Source organism: Pseudoalteromonas sp. K222D, assembly GCF_017653575.1.
GTDB classification, from domain to species: domain Bacteria; phylum Pseudomonadota; class Gammaproteobacteria; order Enterobacterales; family Alteromonadaceae; genus Pseudoalteromonas; species Pseudoalteromonas nigrifaciens.
Window position 1 is genome coordinate 79004 of record NZ_JAGGDL010000006.1, and the last position, 21045, is coordinate 100048.

Genomic DNA, 21045 nt, shown 5'->3' on the forward strand with positions numbered 1-21045 from the left:
CATAAGCACATCTCTCATTAGCTAAATGGTTAATTACGCTAAAAGAACGGCAACCTCTTTAGGTTGCCGTTCTTTGTTTTATTTAATTATTACTTTAAGTTTTTTATCAGCCAATATAAGTCAGAATGAACGCCTGCTGCAGTCACTTCCTTACCAGCACCTGGGCCTTGTATAATCAAGGCATTATTGCTGTACCACTGGCTGTTAATAACAAAAATATTATCACCCGGGGTTAAGTTTGCTAATGCGTCATTGGGCGTAACATACGCTAACCCTACTTTGGCCGTTACGCTATCGTGCCCAATACTCAGTAAACCTGTATAACGAAGTACCGCGTTTTGTAATTTTGCATTGCGTGCATGCTCTTCAATAAAAGTGTCGAGCTTATGTTTATTAGCTAAAAAGTCATCCCAGCTACCTAGTGCTAGCTCATCGGGCATTAACGGCGCTAAGGCAATGTCGTTAAGGTCTAATTCAACCCCTAACTCTCGCGCTAAAATAAGTAGCTTACGCTGCATATCTCGCCCCGATAAATCTTCGCGCGGATCGGGTTCAGTAAAACCCATTTGTTGCGCTTCAAGTAATAACTCAGAAAATGCAGTTGCGCCATTATACATACTACATAACCACGATAACGTACCCGAAAAAACACCTTCTATACGTGTTATTTTATCGCCACTGTTTTGTAAATCTGCAAGGGCAAAATTAATTGGTAAACCGGCACCCACACTAGCGTTATAGCGCCAATATAAATTGCGCTGCGCAATATTGTGCTGCAACGCTTTATACCAAGGAGTTGGCGCGGTACCAGCATACTTATTAGCACTAATTAAATGACAATCAAGCGCAACAAAATCTGGGTATAACTGACTAAATTGCTCGCTGGCGGTTATATCTATAACCACTTTATGCTCGTAATCAAGCTGGCCAATAGCGGTTAATAAATCTTGGCTGCTATAGTCAACAGCCTCTAACTGCCATTGGTTCTTCCAGTGCTGTACATTTATGCCGCTGGGATTAAATAGCAGTTTTTGCGAACGTGCTAATCCCACTAACTTAATATTAAAGTCGGTTGATAAGCGTGCTAGCTGCGCCGATAGTTGGCTAACAAATACATCCCCTACGTTACCAAGCCCTGCCACTATTAAGGCAATTTCTTGGCCTTTAGTGATCAGTTTATCGTGCAGCACATTAAGCACATCACTATCAATAAGCTGATCCGTCAGTAGCAATACATAACCACTATCTTGATGCACAAAGCGAGGTTCAATATTATGCAAATTGAGCAACTCGCGTGCCTGAGTACTCAATGAGTTTATATCTTGCTCAGGAGCAACTAGCGCGCAACCATGTAGGTTAGACTCGCTAATATTGGCTCTTCCTGCAAAGTAACTAACTACTTGATGGGTCGCTACTGCCGGTACTATTAGGTAAGTTTCACCCGCGCTACTAAAATGATGCAAACTATGTTGAATAAGCTGGCTAACCTGAGTTACCTCACCCTCAACTAGCCCTTCAACACTAAGTAAATCTATATTTTCTAATGTAGTAATAAAGCGTTTTTGTTTTACACAGCCCTCTTTCACTACATTTGTTGAGCTTGCTTGCACGTCAAAACTACTGCGCACCGCAAGCTTTATATCGGTATTTTTAAGTGGCGATAATGTTTTAGCGTGTAAAACGGGGTTACCTAATCTTGCCAATAAGTTAGCTTGCGCTCTACATACCTTAGCGTATTTAATGGCCTTGTTAACTTTACGTGGGTCGGTACTAAATATCCCTTGTGTATCGGTCCAAATATATACTTGTTTAGCATTGCAATAACTTGCCAATAAGGTTGCACTGTAATCACTACCATTACGACCAAGAGTGACCGTATCGCCTTGGGTATTAGCCGCAATAAACCCTGTTACCACGTTAATTTTGTGCTGGCTAATAAGCTCACTACACTGCTGTGTATTTTGGCTATGCAATAATTGTCCATCACTTAGCGTAAACAAGCCTCTTGCGTCTTGCATGCATGCAGCAACATTAAGTTGCTGCAAATACGCTGCGAGCAAACGAGCTGACCACAACTCACCATAGGCGAGTAGCGCCGCTTCTTGCAACTGCTCAGTACTCGCTAATTTAGCAACTAAACTTAGCTCTTCATTTAGAGTGGTTAAAGCGCTGCGCTTTAAATCGCCCTGCAGTAGCTGCGTTATTAAATCACTTTGATGATTGTTTAATTGCAATACAATATCAGCGAGCGCTTGAGTATCGTGCTGCTGATAACTTTGCCACAGTTTTACTAATGTATCTGTGGTTTTTCCTGCAGCCGATACCACTACACAATCACCGGGCTGAGCTTGCCCTATAATTATTTTTGCAACGCTTTTATAGCGCTCGGCTGAGCTTAAACTCGAACCACCAAACTTATGAATATTATTAGTCATATTAATTACCACAACGCCGGGTGAGCAGCGCTCAATTTAACATTACTACTTGCGCTAGCACCTGCTTTACCTGCGTTATTGTGCTGACCTGGTTGCACTAAATTAAATACCCGATCAAAGTCTGCTAATAAATCTGCTACATCTTCAATACCTACCGACACACGAATAAGCGTATCGCCAACGCCAGCGGCTAAACGAGCCTCGGCTTCCATTCCTGCATGCGTCATTGTTGCTGGGTGGCATATTAAGCTCTCTACGCCACCTAAAGATTCAGCTAAGCTAAATGTTTTAAGGTTTGTTAAAAATGCAGCTGCGTCATTTACATCACCTTTAATGTCAAAACTAACCATGCCACCAAAACCAAGTTGCTGTGCTTTAGCCAATTCATGTTGTGGATGCGACTCTAGCCCCGGGTAATATACTTGGCTAACAAATTTTGAGCTTTCAAGGTACTTAGCAATAGCTAAGGCATTTTCTTGATGCTGCCGTAAGCGTACATTTAAAGTACGCAAGCCACGCAAAGTTAAGTAACTATCAAACGGTGCCCCCGTTATACCAATATTATTTGCCCACCAAGCCAGTTCTTCACCTAGTTCGTCAGTTGCAGCAATAACCGCACCGCCAACCACGTCTGAGTGGCCATTTATGTACTTAGTGGTTGAGTGCACCACAATATCAACGCCAAATTTAATCGGGTTTTGTAATGCAGGCGATAAAAAAGTGTTATCTGCGGCTACCAAAGCACCGCATTGTTTCGCAATATCGGTTACTGCTTTAATATCAGTTAAACGTAAAATAGGGTTACTAGGGGTTTCTATCCAAATTAACTTAGGTTTGATTACTAAAATTTGCTGCAAACTTTCTGGTTTAGTTAAATCTAACACTTCGAGTTTTAATAGGCCGCGCTTTTGTAATGAGGTAAATAAGCGATAGCTGCCGCCATAACAATCATGGGGGATCACTAACGTATCGTCACTATTAAGCAGCTGAGTGGCTAAATGTACGGCAGCCATTCCTGTTGCAGTAATAATGCCGCGAGCACCACCTTCGAGTTCGCTGAGTGCTTGGGCTAAAGTATCACGATTTGGATTACCACTGCGGCCATAGTCATATTGACGTTTTGTATCAAAGTCGGCAAACGAATAAGTGGTTGATAAATACAGCGGAGGCACAACCGCGCCATGGTGCTTATCAGCATCGACACCACTGCGAACTGCAATTGTCGCTTTATTTTTTTCACTCATATTTATTACCTACTTATTTAGATGTTTAGACGTCTAAAACAGTAATTCATTCAACTTAAGAAGTCAAAACATTTAAACACCTAGCCATCTGTGCAACAAGTATTTGACTAATTTGTTTAAATCGATAGAATTTCACGCATATTCGCGCTATTTTTTAGTAGGGTGAGCAATTAATAATCTGAGGCAACGATACATCTTATGGCAAAATGGAATGGCGAGTATATTCACCCATACGCAGAACACGGGAAAAAATCAGAGCAAGTTAAAAAGATCACCGTTTCGATCCCGCTAAATGTATTAAAAGTACTAACCGATGAACGCACCCGTAGGCAAATTAATAACTTACGCCATGCAACTAATAGCGAGCTATTATGTGAAGCATTTTTGCATGCGTTTACTGGGCAACCGTTACCTAACGATGATGATTTACGTAAAGATAACGCCGAAAAAGTGCCTGAAGAAGTGAAAAAAATAATGCAAGAAATGGGCTTAGAAGTTCCTGTTTTAAACGAAGACTAAACAGCGGCTTTTAAACAAAAAAACCTCAGCCATGCTGAGGTTTTTTTATGGCTATAAATTACACTGAAGTAACTTAATACCGAGCAGCATAATGCTGCTTATTCCATATAGTTTGCTGGCAGCTCTATTTGCGCTACGCCTGAAGCAATGGCTGCTAATGCAACTGCTTTAGCAATACGCGGCAATAAACGCGGGTCCATAGGCTTAGGAATAATATACTCTGCACCAAACGCTAGCTTATCGACACCGGCAGCTTTTAGTACTTCTGGCGGAACCGGCTCTTTGGCAATACTACGAATAGCTTCAACTGCTGCAATTTTCATTTCATCGTTAATTTCACTGGCACGCACATCAAGTGCGCCACGGAAAATAAACGGAAAACACAACACGTTATTAACTTGGTTAGGGTAATCTGAGCGCCCTGTTGCCATAATTAAATCGCTACGTGCGCCGTGTGCCAGTGCCGGATCAATCTCAGGGTCTGGGTTCGAACAAGCAAATACGACTGGCTTTGCTGCCATTAATTTTAAATCATCGGCCGATAATAAGTTAGGGCCCGACACACCAACAAATACGTCAGCATCTTCAATTACATCTTGTAATGTACGCTTATCGGTATTGTTAGCAAATAACTGTTTGTACTCGTTTAAATCATCACGGCGAGTGTGAATAACACCTTTACGATCAAGCATATAAATATGTTCACGCAGTGCACCACACTTAATTAATAACTCCATACAAGCAATCGCTGCAGCGCCGGCACCTAAACATACAATAACTGCATCTTCAATATCTTTGCCTTGCACTTCCAGCGCATTTATCATACCTGCAGCCGTTACAATAGCCGTGCCGTGCTGATCATCATGAAAAACAGGAATACTACAGCGTTCAATAAGCGCCTTTTCAATTTCAAAACACTCTGGTGCTTTAATATCTTCAAGGTTAATACCGCCAAAAGTATCAGCAATATTAGCCACAGTATTTATAAAGTCTTCGGTGGTGCGGTGTTTTACTTCAATATCAATTGAGTCAATGCCTGCAAAACGCTTAAACAACAACGCCTTGCCTTCCATTACCGGTTTTGACGCTAAAGGCCCTAAATTTCCTAAACCTAAAATAGCAGTACCATTGGTGATCACTGCAACCAAATTACCTTTACCTGTGTACTTATAGGCATTTACAGGGTCAGCAGCAATTTCACGCACCGGCTCAGCTACACCGGGGCTATAAGCTAAAGCGAGATCATGAGCCGTTTCTGCAGGCTTGGTTAGCTCAATGCTGATTTTACCTGGAACGGGGTGAGAGTGATAATGTAGTGCTTGTTCACGAAAGTCCGACATAACGCGATTATATCCTGCAATTTAAGTTAAAGTGAGAGGGAGTAAAGCGACACTTAACATGCCTTAAAGTACGATACCCTTATTATTTTTAAATTCCAAGCAATATCAGGTCTATCCTGTTATATGCTAGATCTGTTAATTTCAAGCGAATTTTCAGCAACTTCGATAAAAACATCGCTACTTTTCATAAATATAAATTGTGCTAAAAGGCACTTTTCAAGCTTATTTTAGTTAAAAGTATTATTCACAAAACAGCGTTTTTAAAATGTGAATAAAATCAGCTAAAAGCGATTATTTATTCTGCTTTAACAACACATAGCTTCATGTTGGCTACTTTTAGAAACCGAGTTTAAAATTAAGCTATTAAAAATATAGAGAATATTAGGTCATTTGTCTGCAAAGGTTTATGCATACCGAGAATAAGAACAGGAAATAGTTATGCAAAAGCAATAAACTTAAAACTAGCGAGGTTAGGGGGAAGTTAGAGGATTTTTAGGCATAAAAAAAGCATCCTAAGATGCTTTTTTTAACTAAATAGCAATAATTACTTTTTGCTACCAAGTGCACCGAAACGCTTGTTGAAACGATCAACACGTCCGCCAGTGTCTAAAATCTTTTGCTTACCAGTGTAAAACGGGTGACACGCAGAACAAACGTCTAGGTGAATATTTTTACACAGAGTAGAGCTAGTTTCGAATTCGTTTCCACATGAACAAGTTGCAGAAATTACTTCGTACTTAGGGTGAATACCTTCTTTCATAGAAACCTCTAGTTAAGGCCGCATCGCTCTCCAAACCCGGAGTCTGGCACCATACGTCGTTAAAACAAATTTATTGGTGGCGGATTTTATCCAACAACCATCAAGCACACAAGCATTAATTAGTATTTTTGCTAAAAAAATAACCATTTTGAGTAAACAAGGTTATTTGGTAGTAGGTTTTTAGCTGTATTTTTAGTACATTAGGGCCAAGTATTAGCACGCCCTCCCCCATTATTTTTTTAACAGTTGAGTTACTATGTATTTTGTTGAAGTTGCTATAAAAGTTCCACTACCGCGCACCTTTGATTATAAAGTAGATAGCCAGCTTGGTGAAGCTTCTGCGCCATTAAAACCCGGAATGCGGGTGTTAGTACCCTTTGGTAATCAACGTAAAGTAGCCGTGGTTTTAGCGCTTAAAACAACAACCGAAGTGCCTGAAAACAAAATAAAGGCAATTTTTGAAATTATCGACGATACGCCAATTTTATCTGCAGAGCACATAGAGTTACTGCGCTTTACTGCCCGTTATTATTGCTACCCGCTGGGTGAAACCATTCATATTGCATTGCCAAGCGCACTACGCCAAGGCGAATCGCCTGATAAAACCAGCATTAATATGGTAGCCCTAACGGAAAAAGGCGCGCTGCTGCCGTCATTAAAAGCTAAGACTCAACTTAATTTACTAAAGCAGCTATCGCAATCAGGCAAGTCGTCATTAACCGAGTTAAAAGCTTTGGGCTTTAGTAAAAAAACCATTGATAGCTTAATAGATAAGGCACTCATAACGCAGTCAATTGAGCATGATAACCACTGGCAAAGTGTAGCCCCAACAGTGGGTAGCAAACCAACACTTAACAAAGAGCAAGCGGTTGCCTGCACCACAATTAATCAAAGCAGCGGTTTTAGCAGCTTTTTATTAGAAGGTGTAACCGGTAGCGGCAAAACAGAAGTGTACTTACAATGTTTAGAAAAAGTACTAAAGCGCGGCGAACAAGCACTAGTATTAGTGCCCGAAATAGGCTTAACCCCGCAAACCGTTAACCGCTTTCGCCGCCGCTTTCCCGACACCCCCATTATGCTTTGGCATTCAGCTTTAACCGATAATGAACGCTTACAAACCTGGCGTTTTTGCGAAAAAGCCAGCTGCGCCATAGTAATAGGCACACGTTCGAGTATTTTTCTGCCATTTTTAAAGCTCGGCATGATAGTGGTTGATGAAGAACATGACTCGTCTTTTAAACAGCAAGACACGCTGCGCTACCATGCCCGTGATTTAGCTGCGTATCGTGCATATCAGCATAAAATTCCGCTTATATTAGGCAGTGCAACACCGGCACTCGAAACCCTGCACAAAGCAATTAATAATAAATACCAACTACTGAGCCTTACTGAGCGCGCGCAAACCGCTACCGATAACCAATTTAAATTACTCGATATGAAAGGTCAGCCCGACCAAGCAGGCATTGCCCATGCCAGCCTTGCTACCATGCGCCAACATTTAAAACGTGGCAAACAAGTGATGGTGTTTTTAAATCGTCGTGGATTTTCGCCCACGTTAATTTGCCATGAATGTGGCTGGTTAAGCGAATGCAAGCGTTGCAGCACCAGTGCCACTTTTCATAAAGCTATTGGGCAAATGATTTGCCATCACTGTGGCGATCAATATCATGTTCCACACCAATGCCCCGACTGCGGTAGCACGCAAATTTTTCCTAATGGTAAAGGCACTGAGCAAATAGAAGAGTTTTTATCGAGTGAATTTCCACAAACCCCTGTTACACGTATCGACCGCGACTCTACTCGTCGTAAAGGCAGCCTTAAAAAAGCACTGGATGAAATAAACCTAGGCGGCGCGCGCATTTTAGTGGGCACGCAAATGTTGGCTAAAGGGCATCACTTTGCCGATGTAAGTTTAGTGGTTATTTTAGACGTAGACAGCGGCTTATACTCCTGTGATTTTAGAGCAACTGAGCATTTAGCCCAACTTGTTACGCAAGTGGCCGGGCGTGCTGGGCGCTCAGGTGAGGCAGGCCAAGTGTTATTGCAAACACATTTTCCTGAGCACCCACTATTACAAGATTTGGTTAATAATGGTTATCAGGATTTTGCTCGCTTTGCACTGCGTGAACGTGAAGATGCAGACCTACCACCAATCACAAATATGGCCATTGTTCGCGCCCAAGGACACAATATAAAACAAGTCGTCGATTTTTTGACAGATTTGGTTCCAGTAAGCGGGGTAACTGGTATACAATTGCTCGGTCCAATACCTGCTCCTCTTGAAAAAGTAGCAGGTATGTATCGTTTTCAATTACACATTCAAGCGCAAGATCGCCGCGTATTGCACCAATATCTTGCGCAAATGGTTGATTATCTAAGCACTAGCAAACTTGCACAAAAAGTACGCTGGAGCCTAGACGTAGACCCTATAGACATGATTTAGGTTAAGGCCAAAATAAAGCTATGGCACAGCACGATTACATTAACAAAAAACCAGCAAACCGCAAAAAAGCGAAATCAGCGCCCGCTAAAAAACCCTTTCCAATACTGTTAGTTTTAATTGTTACTTTATTGGTGGCAGGTTTTGCTTATGGCTTATGGTTTATTAAAAATAACGCCGATCCTGAGCTAGTTGAAAAACAAGCTAACCCTGTACCTACAACTCCTGTAGAAGTTGTTGTACCACGTACGCCTGCGTTTATTAAAGAAATTAGAAACCACGAAATTCAGGTTGAAGTAAAAGAACTTGAACAAAAAGGCCCTTACGTTATGCAATGCGGTTCGTTTAGAACCTACCCGCAGGCTGAATCGCTAAAAGCTAAAATAGCCTTTGCAGGGCTTATTTCTGAAATAAAAGAGACCACAGGCAGCAGTGGCATTTGGTATAAAGTACGCTTAGGCCCCTATAAAACCAAGCGCCAAGCTGAGAGCGATAAAAATAAACTTAAACGTGTAAAAATAGTCGGCTGCGGAATTTGGGGCTGGACTTGAAAATAAACCATTCACCCATATAACCTCTTCATAATCGTTTTTTACGAGTTGCCCCTGCAGCTCGATGATGAGGAATAATATGACTACTATCGTAAGTGTACGCCGCGGCAACAATGTTGTAATTGGCGGCGACGGCCAAGTTTCGCTTGGTAACACAGTAATGAAGGGCAATGCCCGTAAAGTTCGACGCCTCTATAATGGCAAAGTAATTGCTGGCTTTGCCGGCGGTACTGCTGATGCCTTCACCCTTTTCGAACGCTTTGAAAGCAAACTAGAAATGCACCAAGGTAACCTCACTAAAGCCGCGGTTGAAATGGCCAAAGACTGGCGCAGCGATCGCGCTTTGCGCAAGCTCGAAGCACTGCTTGCTGTAGCCGACGAAACAGCCTCTTTAATCATTACCGGTAATGGTGATGTAGTACAGCCAGAAAATGACTTAATTGCCATTGGCAGTGGCGGTAACTTTGCCCAATCGGCAGCAACTGCCTTACTGGAAAACACCGATTTAAGTGCTCGCGAAATAGTAGAAAAAAGCCTAACCATTGCAGGCAATATCTGCGTATTCACTAACGACTTTCAAACTATCGAAGAATTGTAACAGGAACCGCTATGTCTGCTATGACCCCAAGAGAAATTGTTCACGAGCTAGATCAGCACATTATTGGTCAAGCAAAAGCTAAAAAAGCCGTTGCTATTGCACTGCGTAACCGCTGGCGCCGGATGCAGCTAAGTGATGATTTACGTAATGAAGTAACACCTAAAAATATTTTAATGATTGGCCCAACGGGTGTTGGTAAAACCGAAATTGCGCGCCGTTTAGCTAAGCTTGCTAACGCGCCATTTATTAAAGTAGAAGCAACTAAATTCACCGAAATTGGCTATGTTGGTAAGGAAGTTGAAACCATCATCCGCGATTTAGTCGATGTTGCGATTAAAATGACGCGTGAGCAACAAACTAAAAAGTTTAAGCATCGCGCTGAAGAAGCAGCCGAAGAGCGTATTTTAGATGCGCTTTTACCACCAGCTAAAGATCAATATGGCGAAAGCCAACGCGATGACAGCTCTTCAACTCGTCAAACGTTTCGTAAAAAGCTACGTGAAGGCCAATTAGATGACAAAGAAATCGAAATTGATTTAGCTCAAGCACAACCAAACGTAGAAATTATGGCCCCCCCTGGTATGGAAGATATGACCAACCAGTTGCAAAGCATGTTTCAAAACATGGGTGGCGATAAGCGCACTAAGCGTAAGTTAAAAATTAAAGAAGCCTTTAAATTATTAAGTGAAGAAGAAGCCGCTAAGCTAGTTAATCCTGAAGAACTAAAAGAGCAGGCTATTTTTGCAGTTGAACAAAATGGTATTGTATTTATTGATGAAATAGACAAAATTTGTAAACGCGGTGACTCATCAGGTCCAGACGTTAGTCGTGAAGGCGTACAGCGCGACTTACTACCATTAATTGAAGGTTGTACGGTTAGCACTAAGCACGGCATGGTTAAAACTGACCATATGCTATTTATTGCCTCGGGCGCATTTCAAATGGCTAAGCCATCAGACATGATCCCTGAGCTACAAGGTCGCCTTCCTATTCGTGTAGAGCTTGAAGCACTTACTGCTGATGACTTTAAACGTATTTTAACAGAGCCGCATGCATCGCTTACCGAGCAGCAGCGTGAACTGCTTAAAACTGAGCAAGTTACTATTGAATTTAGTGATGATGCAATTGAGCGCATTGCTAAAGCCGCTTGGCAAGTTAACGAAAAAACCGAAAACATCGGTGCTCGTCGCTTACATACGGTAATGGAAAAGCTAATGGAAGAAATTTCATATGACGCTTCAGAGCAAGCCGGAACATCACTGGTAGTTGACGCCGCTTATGTTGAAAAACACTTAGGTGCGCTGGTTGAAGATGAAGATTTAAGCCGCTACATTCTTTAATTAAAATTAGCTGCATAAACAGTTATACTAAAAGCCTCCGCACTGGGGGCTTTTTAATGAGATAAAAATGAAACACGTAACAAAAGTACATTACCACAGCGTTAGCAAAAATTTAGATGTTTACTTTGATGATGACAGCCAAGCCGTATTTAGTTGTGAATTTTTACGTGTGCACTCTCCTTCTGCAGAAGTGCAAGGACATGGCTCAGGGCCAATGAAATTAGTATTCAATAAACAATCCGTTGGTATTAAAAACATTGCTCATGTTGGTCATTACGCACTGCGTTTAGATTTTGACGATGGCCACAATAGCGGGTTATTTAGCTGGCAATATTTTGCAAAACTACAGGCGCAGCAAGCGACTCTATGGGATGAGTATTTAAAGCGGGTTAGTGAGCACAATAACTCTAAAGACAGCGTACCCATAAAGTTTATTCCTTAAACTATACGGGTACTTTATTGCTAAGTTTTAAACCTTAAATTTGTCAATTGCAGCAAAAAGCACTCGTGCTTGCGCTGATACTTCTTCGCTTGTTTGCGCATTGTTAGCAGCGTGCCCTGAGGTGTTTCTGGCAATATCACGAATACTCACCACATTTTTATTTACTTCAGATGCTACTTGGCTTTGTTGATCAATTGCCACAGCAATTTGTGTGCTCATTTCCATAATCGTTTGCACATCTTCGGTTATTGCTCCGAGTAACTCACCAGCTCTATTTGCTTGCGATGCACTTTCATCACCTTGTGAGCGGCACTGATGCATAATACTCACCACTTCTTGAGTGCGCTGTTGTAGAGTATTTATTATACCTTCTATTTCACTTGTAGATTCTTGTGTTCGTTGAGCCAATGAGCGCACTTCATCTGCAACCACAGCAAACCCTCTGCCTTGCTCACCCGCTCTAGCGGCTTCAATAGCAGCGTTTAACGCTAACAAGTTAGTTTGATCGGCAATCGCACGAATAACATCAAGCACAGAGCCTATTGTTTCACCGTCTTTTTCTAATAAAGAAACGACACTTGACGCATGCTCTAAAGAGTCAGACAACCCTCTAATATGCGCGACGGTTGACTCAACCTCACTACGACCTTGTTGCGCACTTAAATTAGTTGATTCTGCTTTTTTAGCAGCAGCTTCGGTATTATGTGAAATATCTTGAATGGTCGCCTGCATTTCGGTCGCTGCAGTGGCTACCATATCGGCTTCATGTAATTGTTCTTGCATACCCGAGCTGGTTGCGGCGGTACTTTCTGATAAATTTTCAGTCGCGATATTTAACGCATTTAAAGCCCCATTCACCTCATTTATAAGGTTATTAAAGTCACCAATTAAACTATTAAAATCTTTCGACATAATCGTAATTTCGTCATTGCCAATTTGCTCAATGGTTACTGTTAAATCATTATTGCGTCGAATCTTGTTTATAGATTGGTAAATACGCTCTACAGGTACAATGATAGAGCGACTGGTTAAGTAAACCAGGGTTAAAACTATAATACCCGATATAATAAACACCATAATAGCGACCGACTGTGCTTTAGCTATACTGGCTTCAACTTGCAATTTAGTATCTGCTACTAACTGCATTACCAACTGATCACTTTGCTCTACACTTTGTTGCATGCGCCCAAGTGCGCCAGAGTCTAGATCAACACCTAATTCAAGCTGCGTTTTTACTAATGTTTGAAAAGCACTTTGATAATTAGACAGTAGGTTTTTTAAATTACTTTTAATGTTTTGACTTAGTGATGAGCTCGTTATTTTTTGCTGTAACGTATCAACATGATCTTGAAAACTTGCTAAATATTTTTCATCCAAACGTAACATAAAGTCTTTTTCGGCACGTCTTAGCTGTAGCATTAGGGTCAATAGCTGGTATTCATCTTGTTGATTGAGCAAACTTTCTACTTCATGCACAGCACTTCGCAGCTGCCCATAAAGCCCATCGTCTTGATGTAAGCCAATACTTTTTTGCAGTCGCACAACCTCATTAAAATCACTATAAAAGCTTTTTATTAAACGCGTATAGAGGGTTATCTGCTGTGTATCAATCTCTGAATCTTGCATTTGCGATTGTAATTGAATTATTTGTTTATTTAATTGTGCGTATTCTTGTTCAAATAATGAGAGTGCTTGTGGCTGTTTATAAAACAAAAAGGTTTTTTCATGTGCACTTAACTGCAACTGATGAATGTTTAACTGCTCGGCCTGTTGCGTGATGTTAGTTAACTTTAACGTGGTTTGTGAACCTGTGATAATTACATATAAAAAAGCCAGCATGGCCAAAGCAACAGTTAAAGCATTTAGCTGTAAACGCCGCTTAATGGTCAAGTTTTGCAAAACAATCATTGTTACACCTTTAAAAATTTAATGAGCAACTCTGTTACTTACACTTAAATAACTTAAGCTTTTAACAAAGAAAGAAATACCGAAAAACACTAAAACACCTGCACTGCTGAGCACTTTTTAAAGTGACGTTATTTAGCTTAATTAACCGCGCAATTATTTAGTTGCGGATTATATGCCAGCAATAACTTAAGGCCTATACATTGTATAGGCCAATGATTACAAATTATTTATTAGCCGCCTATTTTGCCTAAATTTACTGCGATTAAGTCGTTGTTATTGCATATAAGGAGGGTATACTGAAGCATAAACTAATGTATCTTTTGAGGATAAAATAATGGATTACAGCACTTCTGACTTATGTGACCACTTTGCCGATGTGGTTGACGTGCTTGAACCTATGTTCATCAACTTTGGTGGCCGACACAGCTTTGGTGGCCGCATTAAAACGGTTAAATGTTTTGAAAATAATGAACTTATCCGTGAATTACTTTCTCAAGATGGTACAGACCTAGTGCTACTTATTGACGGTGGTGGCTCTACTCGTCGTGCGCTTATCGATATTGAACTGGCCGAACTTGCACTTGAAAACAACTGGCAAGGTATTATTGTTTACGGGGCTGTACGCCACGTAGACGAAATTGAAGAGCTTGATTTAGGCATTCAAGCTATTGCCTCTATTCCGGTTGCAGCAGATAGCCAAGGCGCAGGCGAAGACGGCATTGGGGTTAACTTTGCTGGCGTATCGTTTTTTGATGATGACTTTATTTATGCCGACAGCACCGGCATTGTATTATCTGCAGAAGAGCTAGAACTGGAAATCGTAGAAATATAACGTGGCGCACTATTTAAACGTTTACGATGAAAGCGCGGTTAAGTCGTTTTGCACTAGTCGCGCTAACGAAACCAAAGTATGGCAGTCAATGTCATTACTCGATACCGACGTAAATATACAACAAGCGCTTAGCGATGCCGCACAATTTGGCATGCGCTACGTGTTACTGGGTATTTGTGAAGATATTGGCCCAAAAGCAAACTTAGGAGCCGGGGGTGCAGAGCAAGCATGGCCGGCTTTTTTACAACGTTTTTTAAACCAGCCTTATAATCAATTTATTGCCACGCAAAAAGTACTGTTACTTGGCGAAGTGCACACCGCTGATTTAATGGCGCAAAGCGCTCTACTCGACAACCAAAACCCTGCCCATTTAACACAGTTGCGTGAGTTATGTGAGCAACTTGATCAACGCGTAGAAGCTATATTAAGTTTAATATTTAAAGCGGGGCTTGAACCCATTGTTATTGGTGGTGGCCATAATAATTGCTTAGGTATTATAAAAGCGTTAGCTAAGTATAAAAACACCGCTATTAACGCTATAAATTTTGATCCCCACGCCGACTTTCGAGAATGCGAAGGCCGCCACAGTGGTAATGGCTTTAGCTATGCGTACAGCGCGCAGTGTTTAAAAAGTTACCATGTTATTGGCTTGCACGAGCTAAAAAACAATCAAGCTATTATAGATGCGTTAGCCGCTGCTAATTTTACTTTTAATAGCTATCAGTCAATCGCCGTTAAACGTGAAATTAATCTAACTCAAGCAGTGAGCAATGCGCTGGAGAGTTTTGATGCGGCGCCTCTAGGTGTTGAGGTTGATTTAGATAGCATTGCATTTATGCCTGTAAGTGCTTATACCTGTAGTGGTTTTAGCGTAAGTGACGCTGAGCACTTTGTACATTTAGCTGCAAGCAACCGCCACTCTCACTACTTACACTTATGCGAAGCAGCTCCTATTCAACATCCCAGCGGGATTAAAGCCGGTAAAGTGCATTGCGGACAAGTTATTAGCGCACTAGTGAATAGTTACCTGCAAGCCAAAGAGTGTGCTTAATTACTTTGCTGCTGCGCTAATTGCCACTGCTTTAACCAGCTCATTAAACCAACACTGCTTAATGGGTGGCCAAAATAATAGCCTTGTGCTGCATAGCCTTTTAGGCTTTTTACAAATTTAAGCTGATTTAGGGTTTCAACCCCTTCAAAAATAACCTTAGTACTTTGTTGATTATGCATTTGCACCATACCAACAACTAGGCTGCGAATATTGTTTTGATTACTAAAATCAGCAGTTAATGCTGGCGCGACTTTAATGTATTCTACCGCTAAACTAGGTAACTTAGAGAGCGAAACGGGGTTATCGCCCAAACCATCAACACACACTTTTAAGCCTATATTATTAAGCCGCGCAATCATGGCTCGCCCTTTGTCATCTAGGTTAGTAAAAATATGTAGCGGGCACTCAACAATTAAATCGCCAGGCCTTAAGTTATGCTCTTTCATAGCACTCGTTACAAATTCTACAAACTCTTCATTGAGCATTTCAGGGCCAAATACATTAATGCTCAATGGCACTGCAAAGCCCTCCATACGCAATGCCATTGCAAGTTCAGCAGCGCGCTCTATAACAAATATAGCCAGTGGGTAAGCAAGCCCTGCAATTCTAATATCATCAATAAAACGACTCGCTGAAAGTATGCCTTGCTTAGGATGCTGCCAACGCAGTAATAGTTCTAAAAACTCAATTTGGCCATTATCATTTACAATAACCGGCTGAAAATACAGCTCGAACTCATTGGTGAAATCAATTTCTGCAAGCTCTTTTAATCGTGCTTGCTGCTCTAACTGCTCGATCATCATTTGTTGATGATAAGCAACCACCTGTTGTTTTGGCTGGCTATCAAGTGCTAAATAAGCCGATTTAATTAAATTATCAAAGTCTTCATCTTGCTCATTACAATGCACATAGCTTGCTCTTGCGGTCACTTCTATAGTGCAGTTAGCCACATTAAAAGGTTTAAGTGTAGCGCCAAATATTTCGGTAATTATTTTTTCATGCAAGTGTTTATGGCTGGCTAAGTTACAAATAAAGGCAAAATTAAGCCCTCCTAAATGGGCTAGTTTTTCATCGTCCTCTAACGATACAATGCCATCATTATTGAGTAATTCTTTTATTCTATTCGCCGACTGAGCAAGCAGTAAATCACCAAAATCACGCCCAATATGCTGATTAACTTGCTCAAAACCTTCTAAACGAAGAATTACCAACGCCCCTAGTGACGGTGCTTTATTACGCCACGTATTATAACCTTGACGTAATTTTTGTTTATCGGCAAAAGAGGCCAGCGGAGAGCTTTCGATGTAATGTTCAGGTGCTGCTTGCTGCTGCTTCAAGGGCGCTTGATTAAGTGTCTCATTATTAGTAATAAACCCAGTTAATGATAATAACAACACCGCACTAACAATCCAAAACAGTGCAATGCCAAACGCTGCAATGGCTATAAGTAATGCTATAAACAACACCGCAGCAAGTGCACTTAATATAATTAACAGCTTGTTTTTATGTACAATTGCATGCCACAAATTAAAGCCAAAACCTAATGCGAGTAAAGCGCTAAGCCATGCAGCACCACTGCTTAAAATAGCCAACCCTATTAACCCTGTGCATAAGTAGCTTAATCTAGATGCTGTATTTTTTACGCTCAGCAAGGTAGCGATCATCGCCATAAGTAAGGCGCCACTAAAAAAAACCGGCAAGCCACTGTCGCTAAGCAAGCTCAAATTAGCACTACTGGTACTGGCTAAAAAATTAAATAAAAGCATAAATATTAAGGCCTACTTATCGGTCTGGGGTAAAGGTGTGACTAATTAAGTTTACCCATAATCCATAAGTTTAACAGTTTATTTACCCCAAACTGGTAACTTAATTGTGCTGGATGGCTTATTTGCCAATGTGCAATGTCGGCCCTCGCACCTACTTTTAAAACTCCGCGGTCTGTTAATCCTAAAGCTTTAGCAGCATTACGAGTTACTCCAGCAAGTGACTGCTCGGGTGTTAATCTAAATAATGTGCATGCCATATTCATCATTAATTGTAGCGAACACAGCGGTGAGGTGCCCGGATTAAAGTCGCTAGCAATCGCTATAGGCACTTTATATTGATTAAGCAAAGCTATTGGCGGAAGTTGTGTTTCTCTTAAAAAGTAAAATGCGCCAGGCAACAATACTGCTACTGTGCCGGCCTGTGCCATCGCTTTTACGCCATCTTCATCTAGGTATTCAATATGATCAGCCGATAGCCCGTTAAATTGCGCCACCAGCTCAGCACCGTGTTGATTAGAGAGCTGCTCGGCATGGCATTTTACTGGCAAGTTATGTTTTTTTGCCGCCTCGAACACCCGCTTAGTTTGGGTATAGCTAAAGCCTACATTCTCACAAAAAACATCAACCGCATCAGCAAGGTTATTAGCCACTACCTGATCAAGCATATCGTTACATACTAAATCAATATAGTCATCGCTACGCCCTTTGTACTCTGGTGGTAGCGCATGCGCCCCTAAAAAGGTGGTTTTAATATTAATAGGGTGATGCTCATCAAGTAAGCGCGCCACTTCTAATATTTTTACTTCGTTGGCAGTATCGAGTCCATAACCCGACTTTATTTCAACAGTTGTCACGCCCTCTGCCAGTAACGTATTTAACCTATCTTTGGCGGCTACAAATAACTGCTCATGATCGGCAGCGCGGGTGGCTTTAACTGTACTAGTTATACCGCCACCTTGGGCAGCAATTTGCTCATAACTCACCCCTTGTAAGCGCTGCTCAAACTCCTCTGCTCTAGAGCCTGCAAATACTAAATGCGTGTGGCAATCTATTAACCCTGGGGTTAACCATTGCCCTTTTATACTCAAGGTAGGCGTTGCAAACACATCAAAACTAGGTAAGTTTTTTTGCTCACCTAGCCACATAATTTTTCCATTTTTGATTGCTAAGGCTGCATTTTCTATCGCGCCATAAGGCGCCTCTACAGCACTATCCATAGTGGCAATGTTGGCATCGGTAAGCAGTAAATCAATATCTTCTAATTCATAACCTGGTGTTGCACTTTGCATATTGCGCGCCCTTGTGTTTTTTATAATGACTAAAATATAGTCTAACAACCCATCTTGTATATACAAGGTAATTATGCCATCTTAATCTTATAGTTTATTTTTAATACAATTAAATACACCATGACAACGCCTAAATTTGCACAAATAAAACAGTTTATAGTTGATAAAATTAGCAGTGCTACATGGCAAGAAAACCAGCGTGTGCCTTCTGAAAACGAGCTAAGCAATCAATTTTCTGTAAGCCGTATGACCGCTCGACGCGCATTAAGCGAGCTAACCGAGGCGGGAATTTTAACTCGCAGCCAAGGGTTAGGCACCTTTGTTGCTAGCTTTAAATCGCAGTCGTCATTGCTTGAAATTAAAAATATTGCCGATGAAGTAAAAGAACGCAATGGTAATTATAGCTGTACGGTATTGGCCCTTGAGTCGCTACCCGCAATCACTAGTATTGCCATTGCACTGGGTATTAAAGTTAACAGCACTGTGTATCGCAGTGTATTGCTGCATAACGAAAATACTAAACCACTGCAAATAGAGGAGCGCTTTGTAAATCCCACTTTTGCCACGCAGTACTTACAACAAAATTTTACGCTACTTACTCCACATGAGTACTTATCGAATGTAGCCCCGCTTACCCAAGCAACGCATACGGTGGAAGCCATTATGCCCAATAAACAAATGTGCCAGTGGCTTAACTTATCGAGTCAAGAACCTTGCCTGCAACTCATTCGCCGTACTTGGTCAAGCAACGGCATTGTGAGTTATGCCCGACTTGTTTCACCAGGAAGTAAGTATCGTTTAGGTGGTCACTTAACTTTTAAAAATAATAATTAAAAACTACAACAGGAGTAAATATGAACAATCGACTCGACAACAACCGCACAATACGTGCCCCTCACGGCGATAAAATTAGCGCTAAAAGTTGGCAAACCGAAGCCGCTAAACGCATGTTAATGAATAACTTAGACCCTGACGTTGCAGAGCATCCCCATGCATTAGTTGTTTATGGCGGCATTGGTCGCGCTGCACGTGACTGGCCCAGTTACGACAAAATTATAGCAACTCTCGATAGACTCGAAGATGACGAAACGCTACTCGTACAATCGGGTAAACCTGTAGGGGTATTTAAAACCCACAGTAATGCGCCGCGAGTACTCATAGCTAATTCTAACTTAGTACCGCACTGGGCTAATTGGGAGCACTTTAACGAGCTCGATAAAAAGGGCTTGATGATGTACGGGCAAATGACCGCGGGATCTTGGATTTACATTGGCTCACAAGGCATAGTGCAAGGCACTTACGAAACTTTTGTGGCCATGGCTAAACAACATTTTGCTGGCAGTGCTAAAGGTAAATGGGTATTAACTGGCGGGCTTGGTGGCATGGGCGGCGCACAACCTCTTGCTGCAACTATGGCAGGCTTTTGTGCATTAGTGGTGGAATGCGATGAAACCCGTATCGATTTTAGAATAAAAACCGGTTACGTAGATATTAAAGCCAACAACCTTGAACACGCGCTACAACTTATAACTAATGCGTGCGTAAAAGGTGACGCCCTTTCGGTCGGGTTACTTGGTAATGCTGCCGATGTGTTTAGCACTTTAGTTAAAAGTGGCGTTACTCCCGATGTGGTCACCGATCAAACCTCAGCACACGATCCGCTAAATGGCTATTTACCGCAAGGCTGGAGCATGGAACATGCAGCTAAAATGCGCGAACAAGACCCAAAAGCGGTTGTAACAGCAGCTAAGCAATCAATGGCGGTGCAAGTAAGAGCTATGCTCGCGCTGCAACAAGCGGGCGCTGCTACCACTGATTATGGCAACAATATTCGGCAAATGGCATTTGATGAAGGAGTAAGTAACGCATTTGATTTTCCGGGGTTTGTCCCTGCGTATATTCGTCCTTTATTTTGCGAAGGCATTGGCCCATTTAGATGGGTGGCACTGTCGGGCGACCCCGAAGATATTTATAAAACCGATGCCAAAGTTAAAGAGTTAATCCCCGATGACGCACACTTACATAACTGGCTTGATATGGCGCGTGAACGTATTCAGTTTCAAGGCTTACCGGCGCGCATTTGCTGGGTAGGATTAAAAGACAGAGCCCGTCTTGCGCTCGCTTTTAACAACATGGTTAAAAATGGCGAGCTTAAAGCCCCGGTTGTTATTGGTCGCGACCACCTCGACTCTGGCTCGGTTGCTAGCCCTAACCGCGAAACCGAAGCTATGCTAGATGGCTCTGATGCGGTATCTGATTGGCCATTACTCAATGCACTTCTTAACACAGCCAGTGGTGCAACTTGGGTATCGCTACACCACGGCGGTGGCGTAGGTATGGGCTTTAGCCAACATGCAGGCGTAGTTATTGTGGCTGACGGCAGCGACGAAGCAAAACAGCGTATTGCCCGCGTACTGTGGAACGACCCTGCAACTGGAGTTATGCGCCACGCGGATGCAGGCTACGATATAGCAAAAAATTGTGCAAAAGAGCAAAACCTAGACTTACCAATGTTAAACGAGGAATGATC

Annotated in this window: 17 protein-coding genes; 10 read left to right on the forward strand and 7 right to left on the reverse strand. The window is 41.8% G+C overall.

The window, feature by feature from the left end:
* Positions 1–89: 89 nt before the first annotated feature.
* On the reverse strand, positions 90–2435 hold the full coding sequence (gene metL / locus J5X91_RS05255; protein ID WP_208834194.1) for a bifunctional aspartate kinase/homoserine dehydrogenase II: 2346 nt from the start codon (positions 2433–2435) through the stop codon (positions 90–92).
* Positions 2436–2440: 5 nt separating this feature from the next.
* Positions 2441–3679, reverse strand: coding sequence for a cystathionine gamma-synthase (gene metB / locus J5X91_RS05260; protein WP_011329367.1), 1239 nt, complete (start codon positions 3677–3679; stop codon positions 2441–2443).
* Between the two features lie 198 nt (positions 3680–3877).
* On the opposite strand from metB, the gene metJ reads away from it, so the two are divergent.
* On the forward strand, positions 3878–4198 hold the full coding sequence (gene metJ / locus J5X91_RS05265) for a met regulon transcriptional regulator MetJ (RefSeq protein ID WP_006793094.1): 321 nt from the start codon (positions 3878–3880) through the stop codon (positions 4196–4198).
* 98 nt (positions 4199–4296) lie between these two features.
* Here the strand turns inward: metJ and J5X91_RS05270 are convergent, their stop codons facing one another.
* Positions 4297–5538, reverse strand: a complete 1242-nt coding sequence (locus J5X91_RS05270; RefSeq protein ID WP_011329368.1) for a malic enzyme-like NAD(P)-binding protein — start codon at positions 5536–5538, stop codon at positions 4297–4299.
* 544 nt (positions 5539–6082) lie between these two features.
* Positions 6083–6298, reverse strand: a complete 216-nt coding sequence (gene rpmE, locus J5X91_RS05275; RefSeq protein ID WP_011329369.1) for a 50S ribosomal protein L31 — start codon at positions 6296–6298, stop codon at positions 6083–6085.
* 256 nt (positions 6299–6554) lie between these two features.
* Between rpmE and priA the strand changes: the two genes are divergently transcribed.
* The 5 genes from priA to J5X91_RS05300 all read left to right on the forward strand — a co-directional run bounded on the left by priA (position 6555) and on the right by J5X91_RS05300 (position 11669).
* Positions 6555–8741, forward strand: a complete 2187-nt coding sequence (priA, locus tag J5X91_RS05280) for a primosomal protein N' (protein ID WP_208834195.1) — start codon at positions 6555–6557, stop codon at positions 8739–8741.
* 20 nt (positions 8742–8761) lie between these two features.
* The gene (locus J5X91_RS05285; RefSeq protein WP_011329372.1) at positions 8762–9289 is read left to right on the forward strand and encodes an SPOR domain-containing protein; all 528 of its coding nucleotides are present in this window, start codon (positions 8762–8764) and stop codon (positions 9287–9289) included.
* A gap of 79 nt (positions 9290–9368) precedes the next feature.
* Positions 9369–9887: an ATP-dependent protease subunit HslV gene (hslV, locus tag J5X91_RS05290; protein WP_011329373.1), complete on the forward strand. Its 519-nt coding sequence runs from the start codon at positions 9369–9371 to the stop codon at positions 9885–9887.
* Between the two features lie 11 nt (positions 9888–9898).
* A complete protein-coding gene (gene hslU / locus J5X91_RS05295; protein ID WP_011329374.1) occupies positions 9899–11227 on the forward strand; it encodes an HslU--HslV peptidase ATPase subunit in 1329 nt (442 codons plus the stop codon).
* Positions 11228–11294: 67 nt separating this feature from the next.
* Positions 11295–11669, forward strand: coding sequence for a gamma-butyrobetaine hydroxylase-like domain-containing protein (locus J5X91_RS05300; RefSeq protein ID WP_011329375.1), 375 nt, complete (start codon positions 11295–11297; stop codon positions 11667–11669).
* Positions 11670–11696: 27 nt separating this feature from the next.
* Here J5X91_RS05300 and J5X91_RS05305 read toward each other — a convergent pair whose 3' ends face one another.
* Positions 11697–13577, reverse strand: a complete 1881-nt coding sequence (locus tag J5X91_RS05305) for a methyl-accepting chemotaxis protein (protein ID WP_208834196.1) — start codon at positions 13575–13577, stop codon at positions 11697–11699.
* Between the two features lie 334 nt (positions 13578–13911).
* Between J5X91_RS05305 and rraA the strand changes: the two genes are divergently transcribed.
* Together rraA and J5X91_RS05315 are read left to right on the forward strand one after the other, a co-directional pair.
* On the forward strand, positions 13912–14409 hold the full coding sequence (rraA, locus tag J5X91_RS05310) for a ribonuclease E activity regulator RraA (RefSeq protein WP_011329377.1): 498 nt from the start codon (positions 13912–13914) through the stop codon (positions 14407–14409).
* A 1-nt stretch (position 14410) separates the two neighbouring features.
* Entirely contained in the window at positions 14411–15460 is a 1050-nt protein-coding gene (locus J5X91_RS05315; protein ID WP_182683863.1) for a formimidoylglutamase, read from the forward strand.
* On the opposite strand, the gene J5X91_RS05320 is transcribed toward J5X91_RS05315, so the two are convergent.
* Positions 15457–17130 carry a GGDEF domain-containing phosphodiesterase gene (locus tag J5X91_RS05320; RefSeq protein WP_208834205.1) on the reverse strand — a complete coding sequence of 558 codons (1674 nt, stop codon included), beginning with the start codon at positions 17128–17130 and terminating at the stop codon, positions 15457–15459. The genes J5X91_RS05315 and J5X91_RS05320 overlap by 4 nt on opposite strands.
* A gap of 137 nt (positions 17131–17267) precedes the next feature.
* Positions 17268–18515: an imidazolonepropionase gene (gene hutI, locus J5X91_RS05325; RefSeq protein ID WP_208834197.1), complete on the reverse strand. Its 1248-nt coding sequence runs from the start codon at positions 18513–18515 to the stop codon at positions 17268–17270.
* Positions 18516–18635: 120 nt separating this feature from the next.
* Here hutI and hutC point away from each other — a divergent pair, with 120 nt between their 5' ends.
* Together hutC and hutU are read left to right on the forward strand one after the other, a co-directional pair.
* A complete protein-coding gene (gene hutC, locus J5X91_RS05330; RefSeq protein WP_011329381.1) occupies positions 18636–19349 on the forward strand; it encodes a histidine utilization repressor in 714 nt (237 codons plus the stop codon).
* 20 nt (positions 19350–19369) lie between these two features.
* Positions 19370–21043 (forward strand): urocanate hydratase, encoded by a 1674-nt coding sequence (gene hutU, locus J5X91_RS05335; protein WP_089368815.1) that lies wholly within the window; start codon positions 19370–19372, stop codon positions 21041–21043.
* The last annotated feature ends 2 nt before the right edge of the window (positions 21044–21045 follow it).